Annotated in this window: 24 protein-coding genes; 12 read left to right on the forward strand and 12 right to left on the reverse strand. The window is 58.6% G+C overall.

Going from position 1 to position 22,172, the window contains the following annotated elements; genetic code table 11:
- The first annotated feature begins 99 nt into the window (after positions 1 to 99).
- From GOX66_RS17840 to arsC, 3 genes are all read left to right on the forward strand, one after another.
- Positions 100 to 438: a DUF952 domain-containing protein gene (locus GOX66_RS17840; RefSeq protein ID WP_170764129.1), complete on the forward strand. Its 339-nt coding sequence runs from the start codon at positions 100 to 102 to the stop codon at positions 436 to 438.
- A 184-nt stretch (positions 439 to 622) separates the two neighbouring features.
- A complete protein-coding gene (locus tag GOX66_RS17845) occupies positions 623 to 1,681 on the forward strand; it encodes a quinone-dependent dihydroorotate dehydrogenase (protein WP_170764130.1) in 1,059 nt (352 codons plus the stop codon).
- The gene (gene arsC / locus GOX66_RS17850) at positions 1,678 to 2,019 is read left to right on the forward strand and encodes an arsenate reductase (glutaredoxin) (RefSeq protein ID WP_170764131.1); all 342 of its coding nucleotides are present in this window, start codon (positions 1,678 to 1,680) and stop codon (positions 2,017 to 2,019) included. The genes GOX66_RS17845 and arsC overlap by 4 nt, the downstream gene beginning before the upstream one ends.
- Here arsC and GOX66_RS17855 read toward each other — a convergent pair.
- The 3 genes from GOX66_RS17855 to GOX66_RS17865 are packed head-to-tail and all read right to left on the reverse strand — an operon-like array spanning position 2,016 to position 4,278.
- Positions 2,016 to 3,332, reverse strand: coding sequence for an MATE family efflux transporter (locus tag GOX66_RS17855; protein WP_170764132.1), 1,317 nt, complete (start codon positions 3,330 to 3,332; stop codon positions 2,016 to 2,018). The two genes, arsC and GOX66_RS17855, sit on opposite strands and share 4 nt — an antisense overlap.
- Positions 3,333 to 3,338: 6 nt before the next feature.
- Positions 3,339 to 3,857, reverse strand: coding sequence for a PaaI family thioesterase (locus tag GOX66_RS17860; RefSeq protein ID WP_170764133.1), 519 nt, complete (start codon positions 3,855 to 3,857; stop codon positions 3,339 to 3,341).
- Between the two features lies 1 nt (position 3,858).
- Positions 3,859 to 4,278, reverse strand: a complete 420-nt coding sequence (locus GOX66_RS17865; RefSeq protein WP_170764135.1) for a PaaI family thioesterase — start codon at positions 4,276 to 4,278, stop codon at positions 3,859 to 3,861.
- Between the two features lie 116 nt (positions 4,279 to 4,394).
- On the opposite strand from GOX66_RS17865, the gene GOX66_RS17870 reads away from it, so the two are divergent.
- The 8 genes from GOX66_RS17870 to GOX66_RS17905 all read left to right on the forward strand — a co-directional run bounded on the left by GOX66_RS17870 (position 4,395) and on the right by GOX66_RS17905 (position 12,372).
- On the forward strand, positions 4,395 to 4,763 hold the full coding sequence (locus tag GOX66_RS17870) for a MerR family transcriptional regulator (protein WP_170764137.1): 369 nt from the start codon (positions 4,395 to 4,397) through the stop codon (positions 4,761 to 4,763).
- A gap of 291 nt (positions 4,764 to 5,054) precedes the next feature.
- On the forward strand, positions 5,055 to 5,456 hold the full coding sequence (locus tag GOX66_RS17875; protein WP_170764139.1) for a MerR family transcriptional regulator: 402 nt from the start codon (positions 5,055 to 5,057) through the stop codon (positions 5,454 to 5,456).
- A 46-nt stretch (positions 5,457 to 5,502) separates the two neighbouring features.
- Positions 5,503 to 7,284 (forward strand): acyl-CoA dehydrogenase C-terminal domain-containing protein, encoded by a 1,782-nt coding sequence (locus GOX66_RS17880; RefSeq protein ID WP_170764141.1) that lies wholly within the window; start codon positions 5,503 to 5,505, stop codon positions 7,282 to 7,284.
- A 54-nt stretch (positions 7,285 to 7,338) separates the two neighbouring features.
- The gene (locus GOX66_RS17885) at positions 7,339 to 7,551 is read left to right on the forward strand and encodes a hypothetical protein (RefSeq protein ID WP_005981899.1); all 213 of its coding nucleotides are present in this window, start codon (positions 7,339 to 7,341) and stop codon (positions 7,549 to 7,551) included.
- A 276-nt stretch (positions 7,552 to 7,827) separates the two neighbouring features.
- Complete coding sequence (locus tag GOX66_RS17890; protein ID WP_170764143.1) at positions 7,828 to 8,466, forward strand: glutathione S-transferase family protein; 639 nt, start codon at positions 7,828 to 7,830, stop codon at positions 8,464 to 8,466.
- A gap of 11 nt (positions 8,467 to 8,477) precedes the next feature.
- Positions 8,478 to 9,689, forward strand: coding sequence for an acetyl-CoA C-acetyltransferase (locus GOX66_RS17895; RefSeq protein ID WP_170764145.1), 1,212 nt, complete (start codon positions 8,478 to 8,480; stop codon positions 9,687 to 9,689).
- Complete coding sequence (locus GOX66_RS17900) at positions 9,689 to 10,174, forward strand: cupin domain-containing protein (RefSeq protein WP_170764147.1); 486 nt, start codon at positions 9,689 to 9,691, stop codon at positions 10,172 to 10,174. The genes GOX66_RS17895 and GOX66_RS17900 overlap by 1 nt, the downstream gene beginning before the upstream one ends.
- On the forward strand, positions 10,171 to 12,372 hold the full coding sequence (locus tag GOX66_RS17905) for a 3-hydroxyacyl-CoA dehydrogenase NAD-binding domain-containing protein (protein WP_170764149.1): 2,202 nt from the start codon (positions 10,171 to 10,173) through the stop codon (positions 12,370 to 12,372). The genes GOX66_RS17900 and GOX66_RS17905 overlap by 4 nt, the downstream gene beginning before the upstream one ends.
- A 61-nt stretch (positions 12,373 to 12,433) precedes the next feature.
- On the opposite strand, the gene GOX66_RS17910 is transcribed toward GOX66_RS17905, so the two are convergent.
- Positions 12,434 to 13,171, reverse strand: a complete 738-nt coding sequence (locus GOX66_RS17910; RefSeq protein ID WP_237212661.1) for a Hint domain-containing protein — start codon at positions 13,169 to 13,171, stop codon at positions 12,434 to 12,436.
- A 360-nt stretch (positions 13,172 to 13,531) separates the two neighbouring features.
- Complete coding sequence (locus GOX66_RS17915) at positions 13,532 to 14,467, reverse strand: DMT family transporter (RefSeq protein ID WP_170764151.1); 936 nt, start codon at positions 14,465 to 14,467, stop codon at positions 13,532 to 13,534.
- Between the two features lie 147 nt (positions 14,468 to 14,614).
- Between GOX66_RS17915 and GOX66_RS17920 the strand changes: the two genes are divergently transcribed.
- Positions 14,615 to 15,631 (forward strand): hypothetical protein, encoded by a 1,017-nt coding sequence (locus GOX66_RS17920; RefSeq protein WP_170764153.1) that lies wholly within the window; start codon positions 14,615 to 14,617, stop codon positions 15,629 to 15,631.
- Between the two features lie 6 nt (positions 15,632 to 15,637).
- Here the strand turns inward: GOX66_RS17920 and upp are convergent, their stop codons facing one another.
- The 7 genes from upp to GOX66_RS17955 form a co-directional block, all read right to left on the reverse strand.
- On the reverse strand, positions 15,638 to 16,270 hold the full coding sequence (gene upp / locus GOX66_RS17925; protein ID WP_170764155.1) for a uracil phosphoribosyltransferase: 633 nt from the start codon (positions 16,268 to 16,270) through the stop codon (positions 15,638 to 15,640).
- Positions 16,267 to 17,253: an adenosine deaminase gene (locus GOX66_RS17930; RefSeq protein WP_170764157.1), complete on the reverse strand. Its 987-nt coding sequence runs from the start codon at positions 17,251 to 17,253 to the stop codon at positions 16,267 to 16,269. The genes upp and GOX66_RS17930 overlap by 4 nt, the downstream gene beginning before the upstream one ends.
- On the reverse strand, positions 17,250 to 18,461 hold the full coding sequence (locus GOX66_RS17935; protein ID WP_170764159.1) for a phosphopentomutase: 1,212 nt from the start codon (positions 18,459 to 18,461) through the stop codon (positions 17,250 to 17,252). The genes GOX66_RS17930 and GOX66_RS17935 overlap by 4 nt, the downstream gene beginning before the upstream one ends.
- Positions 18,458 to 19,765 carry a thymidine phosphorylase gene (locus GOX66_RS17940; RefSeq protein WP_170764161.1) on the reverse strand — a complete coding sequence of 436 codons (1,308 nt, stop codon included), beginning with the start codon at positions 19,763 to 19,765 and terminating at the stop codon, positions 18,458 to 18,460. The genes GOX66_RS17935 and GOX66_RS17940 overlap by 4 nt, the downstream gene beginning before the upstream one ends.
- 4 nt (positions 19,766 to 19,769) lie before the next feature.
- Positions 19,770 to 20,162 (reverse strand): cytidine deaminase, encoded by a 393-nt coding sequence (locus GOX66_RS17945; protein ID WP_170764163.1) that lies wholly within the window; start codon positions 20,160 to 20,162, stop codon positions 19,770 to 19,772.
- A 104-nt stretch (positions 20,163 to 20,266) separates the two neighbouring features.
- On the reverse strand, positions 20,267 to 21,364 hold the full coding sequence (locus GOX66_RS17950) for a cupin domain-containing protein (protein ID WP_170764165.1): 1,098 nt from the start codon (positions 21,362 to 21,364) through the stop codon (positions 20,267 to 20,269).
- Positions 21,333 to 22,031, reverse strand: a complete 699-nt coding sequence (locus GOX66_RS17955) for a hypothetical protein (RefSeq protein WP_170764167.1) — start codon at positions 22,029 to 22,031, stop codon at positions 21,333 to 21,335. The genes GOX66_RS17950 and GOX66_RS17955 overlap by 32 nt, the downstream gene beginning before the upstream one ends.
- Positions 22,032 to 22,172 lie beyond the last annotated feature (141 nt).

Below are 22,172 nucleotides of genomic sequence, written 5' to 3' on the forward strand. Positions count from 1 at the left end.
CCCAGTTGTTATTGGCCGCGATGGTGCGACGTGTAATCCAAAGAGTCAAAGGGGGAAATCCGGGTTGATTCTACCCGGCGCGCGGGGCATCACGGCACCATGCTGATTTACAAGATTTTCCGGGCCGACGAATGGGCCACGTTGCAGGCTCAGGGAGCCTCGGACGGGGCACCGATAGATATTTCGGACGGGTATGTCCATTTCTCGACCGCCAAACAGGCCGCCGAGACCGCCACCAAGCATTTTTCGGGGGTCGAAGGTTTGACCCTGTTGGCCTGCGATGCGGATGCGATGGGCGATGACCTGAAATGGGAGGCTTCGCGCGGGGGCGCGCTGTTCCCGCATCTCTACCGCAAGATCCGCATGACTGATGTGGTGTGGTCGCGCCCCTTGCCCTTTGTTGGTGAAGTCCACCAATTCCCCAAGGAGATGAAGTGACTATTCTCATCAATCCCGACCGCGCCCAATTCGGGGCTTTCATCGCGCGCCACCCCACCGCGCACGCATTTCTTGAGATGGGCGCTGAGCCCATAGACCAGGCGGCAGCGAAACACAGGCAAGCGGCCGCAGAGACTTCACGGCTGAACCCCTGTGCACCAACTCAAGGCCGAGGTGCGTTCGGATGAAATTGACTGAGAAACTGGGCCTGGCTGTCCTGCACCGGATGGACCCCGAAACCGCCCATGGGATGTCGATAAAGGCGTTGAAGGCTGGACTTGCCCCTTCACCGGGACCCGTGACGTCGCCCCGCTTACAGACCCGTATTGCCGGGTTGGGCCTGCCAAACCCGGTTGGTCTGGCAGCTGGCTTTGACAAGAACGGAGAGGTTCTGACGCCTTTGTCGCGCTCGGGCTTCGGGTTCATCGAAGTCGGCGCCGTCACTCCACGCCCGCAGCCCGGAAATCCCAAACCCCGCCTGTTCCGCCTGACCGAGGACAAAGCCGCCATCAATCGCTTTGGCTTCAACAACGAAGGTATGGAGGTCATGGCCGACCGCCTGGCCAACCGTCCCAAGGATGCGGTGATCGGTCTGAACCTTGGTGCGAACAAGGACAGCGACGACCGTCCCGGTGACTTTGCCAAAGTTTTGGCCCATTGCGCCGCAAATCTGGATTTCGCCACGGTCAACGTCTCTTCGCCCAACACCGAGAAACTGCGGGACTTGCAGGGCAAGGCCGCGCTGGGTGCGCTGTTGGGCGGCGTGATCGAAACGCGTAATGCGCTGCCCCGTCCTTTGCCCATTTTCCTGAAAATCGCCCCTGATCTGACCGGGTCCGAGTTGCAGGACATCGCCGACGTGGCCGTCGAGACCGGGGTAGACGCCATTATCGCCACCAACACAACCCTGTCCCGCGAGGGCTTGCGCAGCGCCCACAAGAGCGAAACCGGTGGTCTGTCCGGCGCTCCTTTATTCGAAAAATCGACGCGGGTTCTGGCGCGTCTCAGCCAATTGACCGGCGGGAATATCCCTCTGATCGGTGTGGGCGGCATCAGCAATGCACAGCAAGCCTATACCAAAGTTTGCGCCGGTGCTTCTGCCGTGCAGCTCTATACCGCCTTGGTTTATGGCGGCATTTCTTTGGCAGCAGAGATCGCAAAGGGTTTGGATGAATTGTTGGCGCAGGACGGGTTCAACTCAGTCGCGCAAGCTGTTGGAAGTAAAAGAGAGGACTGGCTGTGATAGAGTACTGGCACAACCCCCGTTGTTCGAAATCCCGCGCCGGGCTGGCTCTGCTTGAAGAGAACGGCGCGGAGGTCGAGGTTCGTAAATACCTTGAGGATGCCCCCTCAGCCGACGAGCTTCGCGCCGTGCTTGACCAATTGGGCAGCGCCGCCATCGACATGGTGCGCACGGGCGAAAAGCAGTTCAAAGAACTGGGCCTGACCAAAACATCGCCCGAAGGCGACTTGATACAAGCCATGGCCGAGAACCCGATCCTGATTGAACGCCCACTGGCTATTTCTGGCGGCAAGGCGGCTATTGGGCGCCCGCCCGAGAACCTATTAGAACTGCTCTAGGCCACCTGCGCCTCAAGCCGGGGATAGCGCCACCCTAGTGTGACGCCGCGCGCGATGTTCAGAATCATCAGAGCGGCCCACAGTCCGTGATTGCCAAGGATCGGCACCAGAAGGAAAAGCGCCACCACATAGATCGCGACCGACTGAATCATTGCGTTGCGCATCGCGCGGGTCCAGGTGGCCCCGATATAGATGCCGTCGAACATCCAGCTTGCCACGCCAATTACCGGTGCCAGCGCCGCCCAGATCAGGTATTCCCGCGCCGCGATCCGAACGTCGGGCGATGTCGACATTAAGTCGATCAGAGCAGGCCCAGCAAGATAGAACACCATCCCCAAAGCAAGGGCCCCTCCCACGCCCCATTGCGAGGCCATGATCGACGCGCGCCGGACCTGATACCGGTCCCGCGCGCCGACCGCGCTGCCGACCAGTGCCTCGGCGGAAAAGGCGAACCCGTCCAGAGCGAAGGCGGTGATCTCAAGGAATTGCAGCAACACCTGATTGGCAGCAAGATTCACGTCTCCCAGATCCGAGCCCACGAACAGAAATGTGGTAAACGCCCCGGTCAGAAGGACGGACCGGATCATGATATCCCCATTCACCTGCATCATCCGCCGTAACCGTGCCGCATCGAAAATCCGGGGCCAGTCACGCCACTGGTTGCCGCCGAACGCGCGCCGACACAGCCACAGGCCCAGCGCCAGCCCGGTCCATTCAGCGATCAGGGTCGCAATGGCAACGCCTTCCACACCCCATCCGAGGCCAAGTACGAACCACAGATCCAACAGGATGTTCAGCCCGTTCATCCAAACTTGCAGAACGAATACGCCACGGGTTCGTTCGACCGCGATCAGCCAACCCGTCACGGCAAACAGTGCAATCGTTGCAGGGGCACCCCAGATTCGGATCTGCAGGTAATCCCGCGTCAGCGCCTCGACCTCGGGGCTTGCGGGTGAGAGGGCAAAAGCGCCCCAGAACACCCAGATCTGGGTCAGGATAAAGAACAGCCCCGCCGTGCCGCCAAGCAGTAGCCCGCGCATCAGCAGGGCTCCGGTTTCCGCCGTTTCCCCTGCCCCGCGCGCCTGCGCAACAAGACCGGTTGTTCCCATGCGAAGGAATCCAAAGATCCAATAGATGCTGGCCAGGATCACGGCGCCCATTCCGACGGCCCCGATTGGCGCCGCCAGACCCATCTGCCCGACCACGCCGGTATCTACTGCGCCCAGAATCGGTACAGTGGCGTTGGACAGCACGATAGGAACGGCGATTTTCAACACCCGCTTATGCGTGAGGGGTGCCGAGGCGACCTGCATAATGACTTACTCTTTTTCCGGTTTGGGTTGCGGCATCAAAAAATGACCGGTGGCCTGAGCAAACGGGCGCGCGTGATTGTCCTGCCATGTCTCGACCCGAACCGAGGCATAGCGTCGCCCCAACCGGCTGACAAAGGCCCGCGCATACGCATCACGTGGCAAACCAGACCGCAGATAATCGACTGTGAAATCGACGGTTTTCGGAAATCGCACGGTCTCGTCCCCGAAAATATCACTAGCGTCCAGTTCGCCGCTTTCGATGCGCGGAAAGAAGTATTCCCAACTCAACGTGATGACGGCAGTCACTTCGAGGAACGCCGCCGTCACCCCCCCGTGCAATGCGGGCAGCAGAGGGTTTCCGATCAGTTTCTCGTCAAAATTCAGCACGCCGGTCAGTTCATCCCCCCGACGGTCGAAACTGATATTGAGGAACCGGATATACGGAACACCTTCGACAATTGCGTTCAGGGCCGCATCGCGACGTTGCTTGACCACCTGCATGGGTTCGGGACGGGAGCGGGCCATATCACTTGCCCTCCACTGTGAACGCGCCGGAGGCTGTCGCGACCGGATTTTCCTGATCTTCGTCGCTGGCAGTAGCACGAACAAAGGCCACGTTTCGCGTGATATGATAGCAGGTCGCGCGGGTTGTGATGGTCTGACCCGGTGTCGCCGCACGCATGTAATCGATGCGCAGATCAATGGTTGCTGTGCTGCTGGGCGCGAACGGATGACTCATTACTGCTGCTCCGCAACAGGTGTCCAACATCGTGGATATGGCGCCGCCATGGATCACACCGGTCCGCGGGTCACCTATCAGAGCCTCGTTATATGACATGGTGATTTCCGCCTCACCATTGCCGATTTTGGTCAGCTCCAAACCCAACGCATTGGCATGCGGAATGGCTTCAATGAACTGACGCGCTATTTTCAATATGCCCGCCATATTGATGGCTCCTGTCGTCTGATCGCCTCTTTATGTGCCTCTGGTGGCGCAAAGGGCAAGCCCGACTGTTGCGCTTGCCGTCACGACGGCCTAACTTGCGATCAAGGAGGCCAGGAATGTCCGACAAACGTTTGTCATTCAAAGAGATGTGCGCCGAGTTCGAAGTGACTCCACGTACCCTGCGCTACTATGAATATATAGAGCTGCTGCAGCCAGAGCGGGAAGGCAGATCGCGTTTCTACGGCCCCCGCGAGTGCGCGCGGATGACACTGATCATGCGTGGCCGCAAATATGGATTTCCACTGGAAGACATCCGCCAGTGGCTGCTGATCTATGAGGATCAGGGGAATCAGGCGCAGATGGCGGCTTTCGTGGATATGGCGGATCAACAGGTGATCGAGTTGCATAAACAAAGGCAGCAGCTGGATGAGGCGATCGAAGCCTTGCAGGAAATGCGCGATCAGACCGCCAGGTCACTGACCTGATCGACCGACGGACCCTTATTACACGTAGTGCATTAGCTTAATTGAGCGGAGTTTCATGGCCCCGTTCCAGGTTTGTGTTTCGCGATAAGGCGCTCGGGCGCCTCACCCACCGAAATTCCGTTACGTAACGTCCCAAAAAGTAGGTAAACCGCACCTTGACGCGAGAGGATGCTACGTCAACTTATTTGTGACGTAGCGTTTGCATTACGTGAACGTCATCTCCGTGTTGTAACGTGCGCATCGACTGCGCAACTAACTTTGATAGACGCCAGTGACGAGAGTGCTGAAACCATGACCGAAGACCTGATGACCATACGTGAAATGTGCGAGACGTACGATGTTACACCACGCACATTGCGGTTTTACGAGGCAAAGGAACTTTTGTTTCCGATCCGTGAGGGGCAAAAGCGTTTGTTCACCAAACGTGACCGCGCGCGCCTGAAACTGATCCTGCGCGGCAAGCGCTTTGGGTTCAGCCTGGAGGAGATCCGGCAATTGCTGGATCTGTACCATGTCGGTGACCAGCAACTGACTCAGATGACCCGTACATATGAAATTGCGCGGGAACGTCTGGCAGACATGGAAACCCGCAAGGAAGAACTCACTCAGGCCATTGACGAATTGAAGGAACAGTTGCGTTGGGGCGAGAAAGTCATCGCCTCGATGAAACACGAGAAAAAGGCCGCCGGGTAACCCTCGCGGTCCCAACCCCGGACATCTGAAATTAAGGGAGCTTCATATGCCCGTTTACAACGCGCCTACCAAAGACACTCAGTTCATTCTGCACGATGTTCTGAAAGTCTCGAAATCGGATATTCCGGGGTACAGCGAACTGGAAGCCGAGTTTACAGGCGCCGTTCTGGAAGAAGCTGGCAAAGTTGCCACCAACGTTCTGCACCCGCTGAACGTGGTAGGAGACACAGAAGGGTGCCGGTTGGAAAACGGCATCGTGTATACACCCACAGGATTCAAAGATGCCTTCGAGCAGATGAAAGAAGGCGGTTGGACCGGCCTGGACATGCCCGAAGAGTACGGTGGCCAGAACATGCCCTATGTTCTGGGAACGGCAGTGGGCGAGATGTTCTCGGGCGCGAACCAGGCGTTTGTGATGTATCAGGGCCTGACCCATGGCGCGGCGTCCGCCATCCTGGCGCATGGCACCGACGAGCAGAAGAACAAATACCTGCCGAACATGGTTAGCTGCGAATGGACCGGCACCATGAACCTGACCGAGCCGCATTGCGGCACCGATCTGGGCCTGATGCGCACCAAGGCGGAACCGCAGGGCGATGGCTCCTACAAGATATCGGGCCAGAAGATCTTTATCTCGGCCGGTGATCACGACATGGCCGACAACATCATCCACCTTGTTCTGGCCAAGATCCCCGGCGGTCCCGAAGGTATCAAGGGCGTGTCCTTGTTTATCGTGCCCAAGTTCATTGTTAACGAAGATGGTTCACTGGGTGAGCGCAACGGCGTCTCGGTCGGCAAGATCGAAGAGAAGATGGGCATCCACGGCAACTCGACCTGTGTCATGAACTATGACGAAGCCACCGGCTGGCTGCTGGGAGAGGAGCACAAAGGCATGCGCGCCATGTTCACCATGATGAACGAAGCGCGTTTGGGGGTGGGCATGCAAGGCCTGTCTCAGGCCGAGGCAGCATTCCAGAACGCCTTGGAATATGCCAAGGATCGCCTGCAAGGTCGCGACGTGACCGGCGTGAAAAACCCGGACGGCCCAGCTGACCCACTGATCGTTCACCCCGATATCCGCCGCAATCTGATGGACCAGAAAAGCTTTACCGAAGGCGCGCGTGCGTTCATCCTGTGGGGCGCGACGATGATCGACAAAGCGCATCGTTCGAGCGACAAGGATGCGGATGGGCTGATCTCGTTGCTGACACCAGTCATCAAAGGATTCCTGACCGATCAAGGCTATGACATGACCGTTCAGGCGCAGCAGGTCTATGGTGGCCATGGCTACATCGAGGAATCGGGCATGTCGCAATACACTCGCGATGCCCGTATCGCCATGATTTACGAAGGCGCCAACGGCGTTCAGGCGCTGGATCTCGTCGGTCGTAAGCTGGCGCAGGATGGCGGCAAGCACGTGATGGCGTTCTTCGAGATGGTCAAAACCTTCTGCAAAGAGAATGGCGGCAAAGATGAAACCTATGACAAAGCCTTCATCGAACCGCTGAAAGCCGCCTCCAAAGACCTGCAGGCAGCTGGCATGTACTTTATGCAGGAAGGTATGAAGAACCCGAACAACGCCCTGTCTGGCTCTTATGACTTCATGCACATGTTCGGACATGTCTGCCTTGGTCTGATGTGGGCGCAGATGGCGAAAGCCGCGCAGGATGCTCTGGACGGAGGCGCATCCGACAAGGTGTTCTACGAGACCAAGATCAACACTGGTCGCTTCTATATGGCCCGCCGCCTACCTGCCACCGCCCTGCATCTGGCCCGGATTCGAACCGGCGCGGATACGGTCATGGCGCTGGAGGTCGCGAATTTCTGATCAGTACCCGGTTCCGGTGCCCGGTACCGGAACCGGTTCTGCAGAGGAGACGTTATGCCAAAACGATTTCGCCTGACCCGCCGCTTTCCGGTCGCAATGACCGAAGATGGCTATCGTAAACTCAAAGGGTTCGCGCGCGAGGCCGGGTTGGATGAAGGCGAGGCCCTGTCCTTTCTGTTCGAAAACTTCAATAGCGTCATTGACGAGGAGAATCTGACCCACCGCCTACGTATTTTCAATTCCGAGCTTGAGGCCCGCAAACGGTAGGGAATGCACACCACCCCTAAGTTGGCGCCGGCCTTAAGACCAGATGCCTCCGGCGGGAGTATTTTTGAAAAGATGAAATGAGATGCGTCCCTGCCACCGGGCGCGCTCGCCATCAGGACAGGGACGACTTCACCTTTTGCGGCCATCGGCTCTCCAGCCTGTACCGCCTGACAACTAGAGCAAAGGAATGTTGATCAAAAGTTACCGTATGAGCTTCATCTTTTCACAAATACTCATTTCCGACCTAACAACACACGCCACGGGAGGGGCGTTCGCATGACCATAAAACTTCATTGCTTCGGAGAAAGCGGGAATTGCTACAAAGCGGCGCTAGCTTTGGAGTTGTCAGGGTTGGAATGGGAGCCAGTCTTTGTTGATTTCTTTAATGGCCAGACTCGGACGCCGGAATACCGGACAGACGTGAATGACATGGGTGAAGCGCCCGTCATGATCGATGGCGATTTTCGAACCACGCAGTCTGGCGCAATTCAGGCTTATGCAACTGAAAAATCGGGAAAGTTTGGCGGAAAGGATCGCGACGAAAACTATGAGATTTTCCGTTGGGTATTGTGGGACAACCACAAGCTCAGCTCAATGGCGGGAGTGACCCGTTTTCTGATAAACTTTCTGCCAGAACAGCACCGCAACCCTGACGTCATTGCTTTCAATCAGGGTCGGCTGAAGGCGGCTTATCAGGTGCTGAACTCGCATCTGGACGGCCGCGATTGGGTTGTTGGTGATGGGCTGACCAACGCTGACCTCAGCTGTTGCGGATACCTCTATTACCCCGAACCATTCGGCTTTGACCGTGCCGACTGGCCCCATATCGACGCCTGGCTCACGCGCCTGTCTGAGCAGCCCGGCTGGAAACACCCCTATGACCTGATGCCCGGCAAACCGTCGGATCGAGCTTGAGGAGAGAACCCATGACCGAAGCCTATATCTATGACGCCCTGCGCACCCCGCGCGGCAAGGGCCGCAAGGATGGGAGCCTGCACGAGGTAACCTCGGTGCGCCTGTCCGCCGTGACCCTGAACGCAATGAAAGAGCGGAACAATCTGGAAGGCCACGCCGTTGAGGATGTGATCTGGGGCAACGTCACGCAGGTGATGGAACAGGGAGGCTGCCTGGCGCGCTCGGCGGTTTTGGCATCTGACCTGGACCAATCGATCCCCGGTCTGGCGATCAACCGGTTCTGCGCCTCCGGCATGGAAGCGGTGAACCTGGCCGCGAACCAGGTCAAGGGCGGTGCGGGCGAGGCTTACATCGCCGGTGGTGTCGAGATGATGGGCCGCGTGGCCATGGGCAGCGACGGTGCAGCGATTGCGGTTGATCCTTCCCTGGCGATAGAGACCTATTTCGTCCCTCAGGGTATCTCGGCCGATATCATTGCGACCGAGTACGGTTTCGACCGTGATCAGGCCGACGCGTTGGCAGTGGAATCCCAGAAACGAGCGGCAGAGGCATGGGCAGATAACCGGTTCAAAAAGTCGGTGATCACTGTCAAAGATCAGAACGGCCTGACCATTCTGGACCGGGATGAGTACATGCGGCCCGGTACTGACATGCAGAGCCTTGGCGCGCTGAACCCCTCGTTCGCAATGATGGGCGAGCAGATGCCGGGCTTCGACAAAGTCGCCATGCTGAAATACCCGCATCTGGAAAAGATCAACCACATCCACCACGCGGGCAACAGCTCGGGCATCGTGGATGGTGCGGCGGCCGTTCTGATTGGCAACAAGGAATTCGGTGAGAAATACGGCCTGAAACCGCGCGCCCGCATCAAGGCCACCGCGAAAATTGGCACCGACCCGACCATCATGCTGACCGGCCCGGTTCCAGTAACCGAGAAGATCCTCGCGGACAACGGCATGAAGATCAGCGATCTGGACCTTTTCGAAGTGAACGAAGCTTTCGCCTCGGTCGTGTTGCGATTCCAGCAGGCGTTTGATGTCGAACCCGAACTGGTCAACGTTAACGGCGGTTCCATCGCAATGGGTCACCCGCTTGGCGCAACTGGCGCGATCATCATCGGCACCCTTCTGGATGAGCTGGAGCGTCAGGACAAGGAAACCGGTCTGGCCACACTCTGCATCGCATCCGGGATGGGTGCGGCAACCATTATCGAGCGCGTCTGATGCCCAAACTTGACATTTCTCAAATCCCGTTTCAGGGCGGCTCGGGTTACCCCGGCAAGCTGGCCAAGGCAGGCGACGGCCGCTTTGTCCAGCGCATCGGCGACGCTGGCGGATTGACCCAGTACGGGGTCAACATCGTGAGGCTCGAACCCAACGGCATGTCCGCCCTGCGCCACTACCATTTGGAGCAGGACGAGTTCGCCATTGTCCTCAGTGGAACCTGCACGCTGATCGACGACGATGGAGAGCATGAATTGCAGCCCGGTGACTGCGCCACATTCCCGGCAGGTGAGACCAACGGTCATCACCTTGTGAACAAGACCGATGCTCCCGCGACCTTTTTGGTGGTGGGCACACGGACCCCGACAGAAACCGCCTATTACAGCGATTTAGATATGATGGTGAAGTTTGATGCCGACGGCTTTCGCTTCACCCGCAAGGACGGCAGCCCGCTGACGGCTGACCAGATTGGAGAAGACGAATGACCGAGTTTACTCTGACCAAAGACGCCGATGGTGTAGGCATCATCACTTGGGACGTACCCGGCAAAACCATGAACGTGATGTCCTTTGACGGGCTGGCGCAACTGAGCGACTGCATTGATCAGGCGCTGGCTGATGACGAGGTCAAAGGCATCATCATCACATCGGGCAAGGACGGCTCTTTCGCCGGCGGCATGGACCTGAACTTGCTGGCCGTGATGAAGGAACAGGCGGGCGACGATCCGGCCAAGGGTCTGTTCGAGGGCACGATGCAGATGCACGCCCTGCTGCGCAAAATCGAATTGGCCGGCATGGACCCAAAAACCAAGAAGGGAGGCAAACCGATTGCCACCGTTCTGCCCGGCACCGCTGCGGGCATCGGGATGGAACTGCCGCTGTCCACGCACCGTATCTTTGCCGCCGAGAACCCCAAGGCGAAATATGGCCTGCCCGAGATCATGGTCGGCATCTTCCCCGGCGCAGGCGGCACCACGCGCATGGTCCGCAAGGTCGGCGCGATTGGCGCGGCTCCGCTGTTGCTGGAAGGCAAGATGCTGGACGTGAAAAAAGCCAAGGGTGCAGGTTACATCGACGAGATCGCGGCAGACCCGATGGCTGCGGCCAAAGAATGGGTGCTGAACGCCAAGGACGCTGATCTGGTCAAACCGTGGGACGCCAAAGGCTACAAAATGCCGGGCGGTGCACCCTACCATCCTGCCGGCTTCATGAACTTCGTCGGAGCCTCGGCGATGGTGAATGGCAAAACTCAAGGTGCGTTCCCAGCCGCTAAGGCGCTCTTGAGCGCTGTTTATGAGGGGGCTCTGGTCGATTTCGACACCGCACTGAAGATCGAGGCGCGCTGGTTCACGTCCGTGCTGATGAACCCGTCCTCGGGTGCCATGATCCGGTCACTGTTCCTGAATAAGGAAGCGTTGGAAAAAGGTGCCGTGCGTCCGCAGGGCATTCCAGATCAATCGGTCAAGAAGATCGGCGTTCTGGGTGCAGGCATGATGGGTGCAGGTATCGCGCTGGTGTCCGCACAGGCCGGCATGGAAGTGGTTCTGATCGACCGCGATCAGGAAGCCGCCGACAAGGGCAAGGCATACACCGAGACTTATCTGGACAAGGGAATCAAGCGAGGCAAGGTCACGCCTGAAAAGAAAGAGGCCATGCTGGCCCGCATCACCGCAACGCCAGACCTGGAGAGCCTCAAAGGCTGCGACCTGATCATCGAAGCAGTCTTCGAGGATATGGGCGTGAAGGCTGAGATGACCCAAAAGGTCGAGGCGATCATCCCCGACGATTGCATCTTTGCGTCTAATACCTCGACGCTCCCAATCACCGATCTGGCCAAGGCGTCAGTACGTTCAGATCAGTTCATCGGCATCCACTTCTTCTCGCCCGTCGAGAAGATGTTCCTGGTCGAGATCATCAAGGGCAAGGAAACCGGGGATCGTGCGGTCGCAAAGGCGCTGGACTATGTGCGCCAGATCCGCAAGACACCGATCGTGGTCAATGATGCGCGCTTCTTCTACGCGAACCGTTGCATCATCCCCTATATCAACGAGGGGGTGCGCATGATCGCCGAGGGCGTCAGCCCCGTGCTGATCGACAATGCCGCACGGCAACTGGGTTTCCCGGTTGGACCGATCCAGTTGACGGATGAGACCTCGATCGATCTGGGCGCCAAGATTGCGCGGGCAACCAAAGCTGCGATGGGCGATGCCTATCCGGAAAGCCCGGCGGATGATCTGATTTTCTGGATGGAGGAACAGGGTCGTCTGGGCCGCAAAGCAAATGCGGGCTTCTTCGACTATGACGACAAGGGCAAGCGCACCGAATACTGGAGGGGCCTGCAGGACAAGTATCCGTTGGCCGAAGATCAGCCTGACCTGATCGAGGTGCAGGAACGACTGATGTTCGCGCAGGTTCTGGAAGCAGTGCGTGCACTTGAAGAAGGTGTTCTGGAAGACATCCGTGAAGGCGACGTCGGTGCCATTCTGGGTTGGGGCTTTGCGCCGTGGTCGGGTGGCCCGCTTAGCTGGCTGGACATCATCGGCGCGCCTTATGCGGCCGAGCGCTGCGATCAACTGGCCGAGAAATACGGCGACCGCTTTGCCTGCCCGCCCCTGCTGCGTGAGATGGCCGAAGAGGGTCAGTCCTTTTACGGACGCTTCGGCCCCGAGGCGAAAGCGGCCTGATAAAAAAGCTGGCGCATGATCCTATGCGCCAGCTTTCTTACGTGTCAGTCGGACCAGCAGGTTAGATCATCGCGACTGGCCGCCCCGGGCGCCCCGGGCGACGGTTGCCTCTGATCGGCCTAATCGGGATGATCGGATGCTCCATAATCGGCGCAGGTAACGCACCCAGCGAATTCGCCAGAATGGAAATGTCCTGGCGGTGCGCGGTCTTACAGATCAACTCGGCGGCTGCTTCGCCTCCGATAACCTCGTAAGACGCATTTCCCGCAACATTTCGCGACCCGAAGCGACCGGAGGGGCAATATGCCCGAAACCCACCTTCGATATAGATCACTTCGTCCTGATCGAAAAACAGGGAGCAAATGTCAAAATAGGATGACGGTGTATCAGAAGTGATCCGGAAAATACCGCTCAGCACTCTTGCAGGGACAACCGGCAGACTGACCGGAATGTTCGTCGGCGCGGGATCGAACTTGGTGTTGTCCAAAGCCACGCCCTGTTCTGGCATAAGCCAGACGGGACGTCCGTTATACACCGCGTGAGACGGCACGCGGACCGGCAAGTTTTCAACATTGGTTTCATTGGACGGAACTACGATGCAGTCCGTAGCCACGCGGCAAACTTGTTGAAACCCATTGTCCAAAGTACGCACTTGATCGCCCGGAGAAAGCTCTTCGACCAATTTCCAGCCGCCTTTCGTCGCGACTTTGGTTCCATACACAAATCCACCTCTGCGCGCGTTCAACGCAACCTGAGGATCACCCTTCTCCGCGTAACCCGGACGCTTTGAAAAACCCAATACACTCTCTACTTTCACCAAGGAACGAACTCACTACTGACACACAAGAACTACGAAATACGATTAACACATGATGAATGATCAGGACTTATTTTTGACACAATGAAGCCCAATTTGGCCCGCTAAAGCCTTAAATCTCAGCGCATTTCAGAACAACGCTACAGGCAGAGTCTCAATTAGTTGATATTTGGAAACTATGGACGGTACGGCGGATCAACCTCATACCCGAATCTTCGAATAGTCGTTGATACATCTCGCCCCCTTCCGCGCGGGCACCTTAGCTTCGCGACAAACATCGCAAGAATGATCGCGCCGTGTCGGGGTTCGGAACGAACACGCAACAACAGCCGCACCGAGCTTTCACACCGTGGCCTGCCGTTCTGTTGCCCGCCTGGATCGCCGGCCAAGCAGTGCACCAGCCGAGGCGATCAATCCGATCCCGGCGACCTGCATGACACCGATCGCCTGCCCGAGCGCGACCCAGGCGAATAGCGGGCCAAAAATCATCACCGAATATTCAAAAACGGCAACATACGAAGGCTCACCAATCTGATAGGCTTTGATCAGCATGAAGACAGCAATGGTCGACCCGACCGCCTGCACCACGATCCAGGGCAGCGCGGGTTGCATTTGCCAGACCCAACCTCGGGTCACAAACCCGTCTGGACCATCAGGAACCGACAACGGTAAGGCAGTGAACACCGCCAGGCCTATGGCCCCGGCCAACCCCAACGTGATGACCATGGCCGCCAACAGCGCTACGGTGCTTTCTTCGGAACAGTGGCTGCGCGTGATGATGGCGCCCAAGGCATAGAACAGTCCCCCGGCCACCGGCAGCAGCGTTTGGACATCGAATTCGTAGGGGTTGGGTTGCAATACCAAAAGGATACCGGCGAATCCAATCAGGACCGCAAGTATGCGCCAGGGCCCGATGCTCTGCCCCAACGCAAGGGCTGAGATCAACAGCACGAAGATCGGCGACGTGAACAGGCCAGCCAGCGCCTGTGCAATCGGCATCAGGGCCAGAGACGAAAAGTAGAACAGCATGGCCAGCGTGATCAGCACGCTGCGCAGGATGACCGGCACAAGGCGTTTCGGACGCAGCCCGCCCAGACCCAGAAGCGACAGGCCGAAAACCAGCGGCAGCATCAGAAGGGCGCGGCTCATATGGAATTGCCACAACCCGATATTTTCGGCCAGCAGGATCACCACATTGTCGACTATTCCGATGATCGCCATTGCACTGATCATCAGCACAGACGCCAAAATCGGTGAGGTCTGAGTGTCCGCCTGCATTCTGCGCCCCGGTTCTGAAAGGACACGGGCAAACTAAATACCCGCGTCATGGTATCCAGCACAATTTTCAAACAGGGCGCAACAGGTTTGCGCCTTTGGAAATTACCATGCTAAGCTGAATCAAAATAATCACGAGCATACCTCACCTTGAAGACGGCACTGAAACAGTTCCAGCGGATCGAAGCGACCGGTCTGTGGCGATCCTCGCCTGACGTACAGCGGCGTGAGGTCGTGGTGTCGATTGGCGAAGCCACGCTAACAATCTCAGATTTCAATGAACAGGCTTTGACGCATTGGTCTCTGGCGGCATTGGAACGTCAAAACCCGGGCGCGTACCCCGCCATTTTCAATCCGGACGGCGATCCGGATGAAACCCTGGAACTGGCAGAAACCGAAACCACGATGATCGAGGCCATAGACCGGTTGCAACGCGCCATCGACCGGGCGCGGCCACATCCTGGCCGCTTGCGCTGGTTGAGCGTTGCGGGTGTCGTGGGCGCCGTTGCCGCGTTGTTGCTGCTTTGGATGCCTGCTGCTCTGCAAAACCATGTCGTCTCGGTCGTTCCCGATATCAAACGCCACGATATCGGCGATGCGATTCTGGATCGGATCGAACGGGTGTCAGGCCGGGCCTGTGCCACCGAGGATACTCAGGCAGTGCTTGAAAAACTCGCCGCACGAACCGGCGTGCAGGAGATCGTTATCCTGCCCGCCGGGGTGCAAAGCAGCCTCAGCCTGCCCGGCGGAATCTTTCTGCTCAACCGGTCTCTGGTAGAGGATCACGAAGACCCGACGGTCGCCGCCGGATACATCATCGCCGAGCGCGCGCGCTCCGAGGCGCAAGACCCATTGGACGACTTGTTGGACCGCACCGGAGCCACAGCAGCGTTCCGCCTGTTGACGACCGGAGAACTGACGCCCGAGATTGTCGATTCCTACTCTGAGCAGGTGTTGTCCGAACCGCGCCCTTCGGTGCCGGACGAAGATTTGCTGGCCATTTTCGCGCAAGTCGCGCTGCCGTCTACGCCTTATGCCTACGCGGTGGATGTCACTGGCGAGACAGTATTGGCCCTGATCGAGGCCGACCCTATGGCGGGTCGCCCCCTGCAACAGGTACTGCCGGACCGCGATTGGGTTCGACTGCAGAACATCTGCGGCGAGTAAGCCAGATTACTTTGTCCCAAACATCCGGTCGCCAGCGTCACCCAAGCCGGGCATGATGTAGCCCTTGGAGTTCAGCTCGCGGTCCAGCGCTGCCGTCACGATATGGACGTCAGGATGCGCCTCTTTCATACGCTCCACTCCTTCGGGTGCCGCCAGCAGGCAGAGGAAGCGGATATCGGTGGCTCCGGCTTCTTTCAGCAGATCAATCGCCGCCGCCGAGCTGTTGCCGGTGGCCAGCATCGGATCAACGGCGATGACCAGACGATCCTTCAGCCCTTCAGGTGCCTTGAAGTAGTATTGTACCGGCTTCAGCGTCTCTTCATCGCGATAAAGCCCGACAAAGCCAACACGGGCCGAAGGGATTAACTCCAGCACCCCGTCCAGCATTCCGTTACCCGCCCGCAGGATCGAGACCAGCGCCAGTTTCTTGCCTGCCAGAATGGGGGCATCCATCTCTTCCATTGGTGTTTCAATGTGGCGGGTGGTCAGTTTCAGTTCGCGCGTAACTTCATAAGCCAGCAGCAAGGTGATTTCACGCAGCAACTGACGGAATACGGCGGTCGAGGTGCCCTTGTCCCGCATGAGCGTCAGTTTGTGCTGGACCAGCGGGTGGTCGACGACGGTCAGATGTTCGCTCATGTTCTCTCCAGTCTTTTCTTGACCCGCGCGCGGGTATCCTCATCACAAAAGGCCGCATTCAGGGCCGTGTCATTCAGGGCAGCGAAGTCCTCGGCATCCCAGCCAAAGGCATTGCCCAGCATCTCATATTCTCGCCGCATGGTGGTATGGAAAAACGGCGGGTCGTCGGTGGAAACGGTGACGTTGACGCCATGGTCACGTAACCGCGCAATCGGGTGCGCGGTAAAATCGGGAAACAGCCCCAGTACCACGTTCGAGCCCGGGCAGACCTCGAGCGTGACCTCCCGGTCAATAAGCTCGCGGATCAGGTCGGCGTCTTCGATAGCGCGGACGCCATGACCGATCCGCTCGACGCCCAGCTCACGAACCGCTTCACGTACGCTTTCCGGCCCACCGAACTCGCCGGCATGGGTGGTCAATCGCAAACCTGCCTCACGCGCGCAGTCAAAGGCCCATTTGTAATCGCCCTGGGTGCCAATGGATTCATTGCCGCCCATGCCAAACCCCGTGACCCATTCACCGGCGGTTTCGGCGGCGCAATTAGCACTGCGCTTTGCCTGTTCTGGTCCAAAGTGCCGGACACAAGTGACAACGCCGCGCAGCGTGATATCGAGCTTGCGTTCCGCCTCGTCCGCCGCGTCCTGAATGGCGTTCAGGTAATCCTTCCATGCGTGCAGGTCACCACCACCACAGAAATCTGGGCTGAGGAATGTTTCGGAATACACCACGCCGTTTGCGGCGCTTTCCTCGAGGATCGCCAAGGTCAGACGGCGGAAGTCCTCGGGCGTCTTCAGGACTTCGCAGGCGGCCTCATAAACGCTGAGGAAATGCGCGAAATCGCGAAAGTCATATTTGCCATCGGGCGTGAATATCCCGCTCAGATCAATACGCTTTTCATGCGCAAGTTGACGGATGAATGCTGGCGGGGCTGCGCCTTCGTGGTGCAGGTGCAGTTCGATCTTGGGCAGTTCTGCGACGGTCATAGAAAGTTCCTTCCCGACCCCTGTGCCGGAATGTTCAGATGGTGCGCGATGCTGGCGGCGACATCGGCGAAATTGACTGTGCCAATCTGGCCCGCACCCTGCCCGGCGATCAGCACGGGCACCTGCTCTCGCGTGTGGTCAGTTCCGATCCAACTGGGATCGTTGCCATGATCCGCGGTCAGCAACATCAGGTCGTCGGGGCGCAGCTTTTGAAGGATCGCTCCGATCTCGCGGTCGAACCATTCCAGAGCGCCAGCATAGCCGCTTATATCACGGCGGTGGCCATAGAGGCTGTCGAATTCAACGAAATTTGCGAAAGTCAGGCTGCCCTCTTCTGCCTCATCGACGAGATCAGACAGGTGTACCATCAAATTAGCATCCGAGCCTTTGCGCAGTGAATCGATCCCCTGCATCGAGAAGATGTCGCCGATCTTGCCCACCGCATGCACCGTGCGCCCCGCATCCTGCGCCCAATTGGTCAGAACCGGCGCGGGCTGCAGGATGGCGAAATCCTTGCGATTGGTGGTGCGGGTGAACCCGTCTTCGGGCGTGCCGACAAAGGGCCGCGCGATGACGCGCCCTACTTTCATCTCATGCAAGCGCGGCGCAAGCGACCGGCACATGTCCAGCAGACGGTCAAGGCCAAAGGTCTCCTCATGCGCCGCGATCTGGAACACGCTGTCGGCCGAGGTGTAGCATATCGGCCAGCCGGTCCGCATATGCTCCGCCCCAAGCTCGGCAATGATTGCTGTGCCCGAAGCATGGCAGTCGCCAAGGATACCGCCGGTACCAGCTGCCTCCGCTGCGGCGCGGTTCAGGTCCGCCGGGAAGGATGGCGTGGTGTCCGGGAAGTAATGCCAGTCCCACGGCACCGGCAACCCTGCCAACTCCCAATGGCCCGAGGGCGTGTCCTTTCCCGGCGAATGCTCGCGCGCGCTGCCCCAGAGGCCCGAAGGCGTTGCCGTCAATCCGGGCGTTTCCGCGCCAGAAGCCAGACGAGTGGCAGCGCCCAGCCCAAGCGCATCCAGATTGGGAAGATGCAGCGGCCCGGATCGCCCCTCTTCGGCTTTCCCTACGGCACACGCCTGCGCGATATGGGCCAGCGTGTTTGCGCCGGTATCAGGGATTTCGCCATTAAAGAATTGGTCTGCATCCGGTGCGCCGCCGATGCCGACCGAGTCCATCACAACAAGAAATGCGCGGGTCACGGTGTGATCCTTTCATGAACGAGCGTGGGTTCCCTGGGCGTGTCAGGGCCGATCGTGACTGCCTTTCGGACGGCTTCCGCCGCCCGTCGTGCTGCGTCTTCGCGCGCGGCGTGAACAACCGCCAACGGCATGCCTTTGTCGACCTTGTCGCCAAGCCGAACAATGCCCGACAGACCAACCGCTGGGTCAATCACGTCATCTTCGACCTGCCGCCCACCGCCCAGAGAGACCACGGCAAGGCCCAGCGCCTCGCCATCTATCGCGGTTACGTAACCACTGGCCGGAGCGGGAACCTCGAGGATCACACTGGCTTCGGGCAGATAGCGGGACCAATCGTCGATAAATTGCAAAGGCCCGCCGACCGCCGCCATCATGCGCCCGAACCGTTCGGCAGCACGGCCATCGCGGATGACTTCGGCGACCTTGTCGCGCCCCTCATCTGCGGTTGCGTACATTCCGGCATCAACCAGCAGAACCCCTCCCAGCTCAGCCGAGATCTCGGTCAGCGGCGCGTAATGCGCGTGGGTCAGGACGTTCATCACTTCGGCCACTTCCAGCGCGTTGCCGAGCGCCGGGGCCAAAGGTTGATGCATATCGGTAATCACTGCCGACGTCCGGCATCCCGCCGCATTCGCCGTCTCGGTCAGGGCCTTTGCCAGTTTGCGGGCATCTTCCAGCGTTTTCATGAACGCACCGCTGCCAACCTTGACGTCGAGCACCAGAGCCTCGGGGCTGGCGGCCAGTTTCTTGGACAGGATCGACGCGGTGATCAGGTCCAGGCTTTCAACTGTCGCCGTCACATCGCGGATTGCATAGAGCCGCTTGTCCGCAGGCGCGATCTGACCCGTAGCACCGACAATAGCCGCGCCGGTTTCACGCAGAATCTGAGTCAGACGGTTCTGCCCAATCTGCGTGCTGACGCCCGGAATGGCCTCGAGCTTGTCCAGCGTACCCCCTGTATGCCCCAACCCACGGCCCGAAATCATCGGGACATATGCCCCTAACTCGGCCAGCGCGGGCGCCAGCACGAGACTGACACAGTCCCCGACCCCACCGGTCGAATGCTTGTCGATCACCGGGCCGTCAAAATCCCACGTCAGGACATCGCCGCTGTCGCGCATGGCAACCGTCAGATCGGCACGTCCCCGCGCGCCCAGCCCGCCCATGCAGACCGCCATGGCAAAGGCCCCGGCCTGTGCGTCACTGACCCCGCCGTCGGCGAGACCTTGCGCGAACCAATTCAGTTCTTCGCCGGTTGGCACTTGGCTCCGGCGCAGTTTTGCGATGATCGAACGCGCGTCCATGGGCTCAGACGTCCTCCATATGCGAAGCGTCGAAGGCACCGGGCAGAAGGTCACCGATTGTGGTTTCCAACTCGGCACCATCCGCTGTCGCCAGAGTCACTTTCACCCCGCGCTTGCCAAACTCAGCCAACTTCTGGCGACATCCCCCGCAAGGCGGTACCGGCTGCGGAGATGAGGCGACCACATAGACCTCGGCCAATTCCTGTTCACCTGCGGCGACCATGGCGGCGATGGCACCAGCCTCGGCGCAGGTCCCCTCGGGATAGGCAACGTTTTCAACGTTGCAGCCGGAATAAACCACGCCAGTCGACGACCGGATCGCCGCGCCAACTTTGAAATTGGAATAGGGTGCGTAGGCTTTTTCCCGGACAGACAAAGCTGCATCTTTCAAAGTCATAGCGATTCCCCAATTTTTGATCATCTGGTCAGAAAGTCATACCCTAAATGAAAGCACCCGGGGAGTTGAAGCCCCGGACGGAAGTTTCCTGGGCCGAAATCCTCTTAAACCAACGTCGTGTTGAAGGTGCCCGGCAGAGTAACCTCGAGCAGTTCGACATCATCGGAAGGATCGGCCAGTCGCGTGCGCATTCCCGGCGGGATGACAAAAGCATCGCCTTGCTCCAGGCGGAACGGATCTCGCCTTTCGCCCTCAAGCGTGACTTCTCCGTTCATGACAAAGGTGAAATGGATATCCGTGTCGTGCGTAGCCCAGACCGGCTCGCCCTGCCCTTTTCGTACGACCTGAACACCGGCAACGCCTTTGGTATTCTCACCTATCGTCGTGTCGCGGCAGATATAACCCGGCAGGCGGAACGGCACCCATTTGGCACCTTCGGCCTGATTGTAGACAAAGCGCTGCCCCTGCCATTCCCGATCCGGACGATAATGAGGTGTCGGTAGCTCCATCTCATGGTCAATCTCGGTGACATGCTCAGCCGGAACTCCGATTTCGATCACCTGCACATTGTCGGACGCCTCAAGCACGCGGTGACGAATCTCGGGCGGCTGGATAAAGCAATCTCCGGCGGTCAGGCGCATCTTTTCGCCCTGATCTTCGTAAACCACATCAACCCAGCCGTGGATGCAGAAGATCAGCTGAAACCCGACCTTGTGAAAATGCACCATGTCAGGCACCGGACCGCCGTCAGGGATACGAATATGACTGGCGATGATCGACCCGCCCAGCCGATCCGGCACCAGATCGCGGTAATGCATCCCGGCTCGCCCGATGATCCACGGGGCCTGATCCTTGAGCCTGCGCACCACAAAGGAATGTACCGTTTCCGGCATGACCAGCGGCGGATTCAGCTCTTCGATTTCAACCCGTGTTCCATTCGGAGCCACAAGACTGCGCTGACCATTCGCGAAGCCTTCCGGGTCATCCGTATGAATGCGCAACGTACCTGCCGCTTCGGGCGCGTCTTTTTCGATCCGCAACCGAAGGCCATGGCCCGAGAATACGGCAACTCGCGGGTCGTCAGCGGGATAGATCATGTCCATCCGCATACCCAGAGTCCTGGTGTAAAATGGAATGTCGTTACGCAGCTCCTGCGTCGGCAGGCGAATCTCAGCGCGGGTCTGGCTTTGCGATTTCGTCATGATAGTTCTCTTCGGTCCTGGATTTTGGCCATCCGATCAGAACGGCGGCCAAAATGCCAATCGAAAAGAACATCTCAAGCGTTTCTTCCAATACGAACAAACGCACCATCATCACCTGGGAAAGATCTGCGCTGAACATTCCCGACACTTCTTCAAGAAGTTGGGCGATTACCGCAAACATGCCCGCAAGAACAAACACAAACAGAAATGGAGCGCGTTGTTTGAGTGCCCGCCATGCGTTCGGCATCCCGTGCCAGACGACACCCCCGACCACGACAACCGCCAGCACCACGCGTACAATCGTCATGTCCAGCAACGTGTCCAGCCCGTTCAGTACCCAGAACGGTATGCTGCCCACAGCGTAAATATCCGCCTCCAGCTCTCTTTCTGCCAACAGTAAGCACACCAGCCCGATATAAAGGCGTGTCGCACCGGGAAATCGGTAAAGCGCCGCCAGCCCCGCCGCCAAGAGCGCAGCAGCCGAGATTGTTTCAAACGGCCCGCCCTCCTGGTTAAGGGCCGAAGCCTGAATTGGCCAGATTGTAACGGCGGTCAGAATCAGCGCCGCCGTGACAAGCACTGCGCGGAATGCAAACCGATCCGTGCCAAAAGACATGCTTTCTGCAGGCAGAGCGTTCTCTGCCTGAAATTCGTCCTTATAGCTCATTCCGGAATCCGTGCTCGTTGCCGTTGCCTGAGTTTTCGAAGTTGACGGAACTTAGTTGTTTTGCGCGGAACTTCAACTAACGGGCAAAAGTCGTCGCAAAACTGTTGCAAAATGACGCAACGTAGCCAAGCCACCAGAAAT

The sequence above is a fragment of the Ruegeria lacuscaerulensis genome (assembly GCF_013031245.1).
Lineage (GTDB): Bacteria > Pseudomonadota > Alphaproteobacteria > Rhodobacterales > Rhodobacteraceae > Ruegeria > Ruegeria lacuscaerulensis_C.

What these genes read in the sequence shown, in the direction of transcription:
- GOX66_RS17950 (WP_170764165.1), bottom strand. Translation starts at nt 21,364, where the DNA reads ATGACGAAATCGCAAAGCCAGACCCGCGCTGAGATTCGCCTGCCGACG.
- upp (WP_170764155.1), bottom strand. Translation starts at nt 16,270, where the DNA reads ATGAGCGAACATCTGACCGTCGTCGACCACCCGCTGGTCCAGCACAAA.
- GOX66_RS17840 (WP_170764129.1), top strand. Translation starts at nt 100, where the DNA reads ATGCTGATTTACAAGATTTTCCGGGCCGACGAATGGGCCACGTTGCAG.
- GOX66_RS17940 (WP_170764161.1), bottom strand. Translation starts at nt 19,765, where the DNA reads ATGGACGCGCGTTCGATCATCGCAAAACTGCGCCGGAGCCAAGTGCCA.
- GOX66_RS17905 (WP_170764149.1), top strand. Translation starts at nt 10,171, where the DNA reads ATGACCGAGTTTACTCTGACCAAAGACGCCGATGGTGTAGGCATCATC.
- GOX66_RS17945 (WP_170764163.1), bottom strand. Translation starts at nt 20,162, where the DNA reads ATGACTTTGAAAGATGCAGCTTTGTCTGTCCGGGAAAAAGCCTACGCA.
- GOX66_RS17895 (WP_170764145.1), top strand. Translation starts at nt 8,478, where the DNA reads ATGACCGAAGCCTATATCTATGACGCCCTGCGCACCCCGCGCGGCAAG.
- GOX66_RS17900 (WP_170764147.1), top strand. Translation starts at nt 9,689, where the DNA reads ATGCCCAAACTTGACATTTCTCAAATCCCGTTTCAGGGCGGCTCGGGT.
- GOX66_RS17955 (WP_170764167.1), bottom strand. Translation starts at nt 22,031, where the DNA reads ATGAGCTATAAGGACGAATTTCAGGCAGAGAACGCTCTGCCTGCAGAA.
- GOX66_RS17885 (WP_005981899.1), top strand. Translation starts at nt 7,339, where the DNA reads ATGCCAAAACGATTTCGCCTGACCCGCCGCTTTCCGGTCGCAATGACC.
- GOX66_RS17865 (WP_170764135.1), bottom strand. Translation starts at nt 4,278, where the DNA reads ATGGCGGGCATATTGAAAATAGCGCGTCAGTTCATTGAAGCCATTCCG.
- GOX66_RS17880 (WP_170764141.1), top strand. Translation starts at nt 5,503, where the DNA reads ATGCCCGTTTACAACGCGCCTACCAAAGACACTCAGTTCATTCTGCAC.
- GOX66_RS17930 (WP_170764157.1), bottom strand. Translation starts at nt 17,253, where the DNA reads ATGACCGTCGCAGAACTGCCCAAGATCGAACTGCACCTGCACCACGAA.
- GOX66_RS17870 (WP_170764137.1), top strand. Translation starts at nt 4,395, where the DNA reads ATGTCCGACAAACGTTTGTCATTCAAAGAGATGTGCGCCGAGTTCGAA.
- GOX66_RS17890 (WP_170764143.1), top strand. Translation starts at nt 7,828, where the DNA reads ATGACCATAAAACTTCATTGCTTCGGAGAAAGCGGGAATTGCTACAAA.
- GOX66_RS17875 (WP_170764139.1), top strand. Translation starts at nt 5,055, where the DNA reads ATGACCGAAGACCTGATGACCATACGTGAAATGTGCGAGACGTACGAT.
- GOX66_RS17860 (WP_170764133.1), bottom strand. Translation starts at nt 3,857, where the DNA reads ATGGCCCGCTCCCGTCCCGAACCCATGCAGGTGGTCAAGCAACGTCGC.
- GOX66_RS17845 (WP_170764130.1), top strand. Translation starts at nt 623, where the DNA reads ATGAAATTGACTGAGAAACTGGGCCTGGCTGTCCTGCACCGGATGGAC.
- GOX66_RS17855 (WP_170764132.1), bottom strand. Translation starts at nt 3,332, where the DNA reads ATGCAGGTCGCCTCGGCACCCCTCACGCATAAGCGGGTGTTGAAAATC.
- GOX66_RS17915 (WP_170764151.1), bottom strand. Translation starts at nt 14,467, where the DNA reads ATGCAGGCGGACACTCAGACCTCACCGATTTTGGCGTCTGTGCTGATG.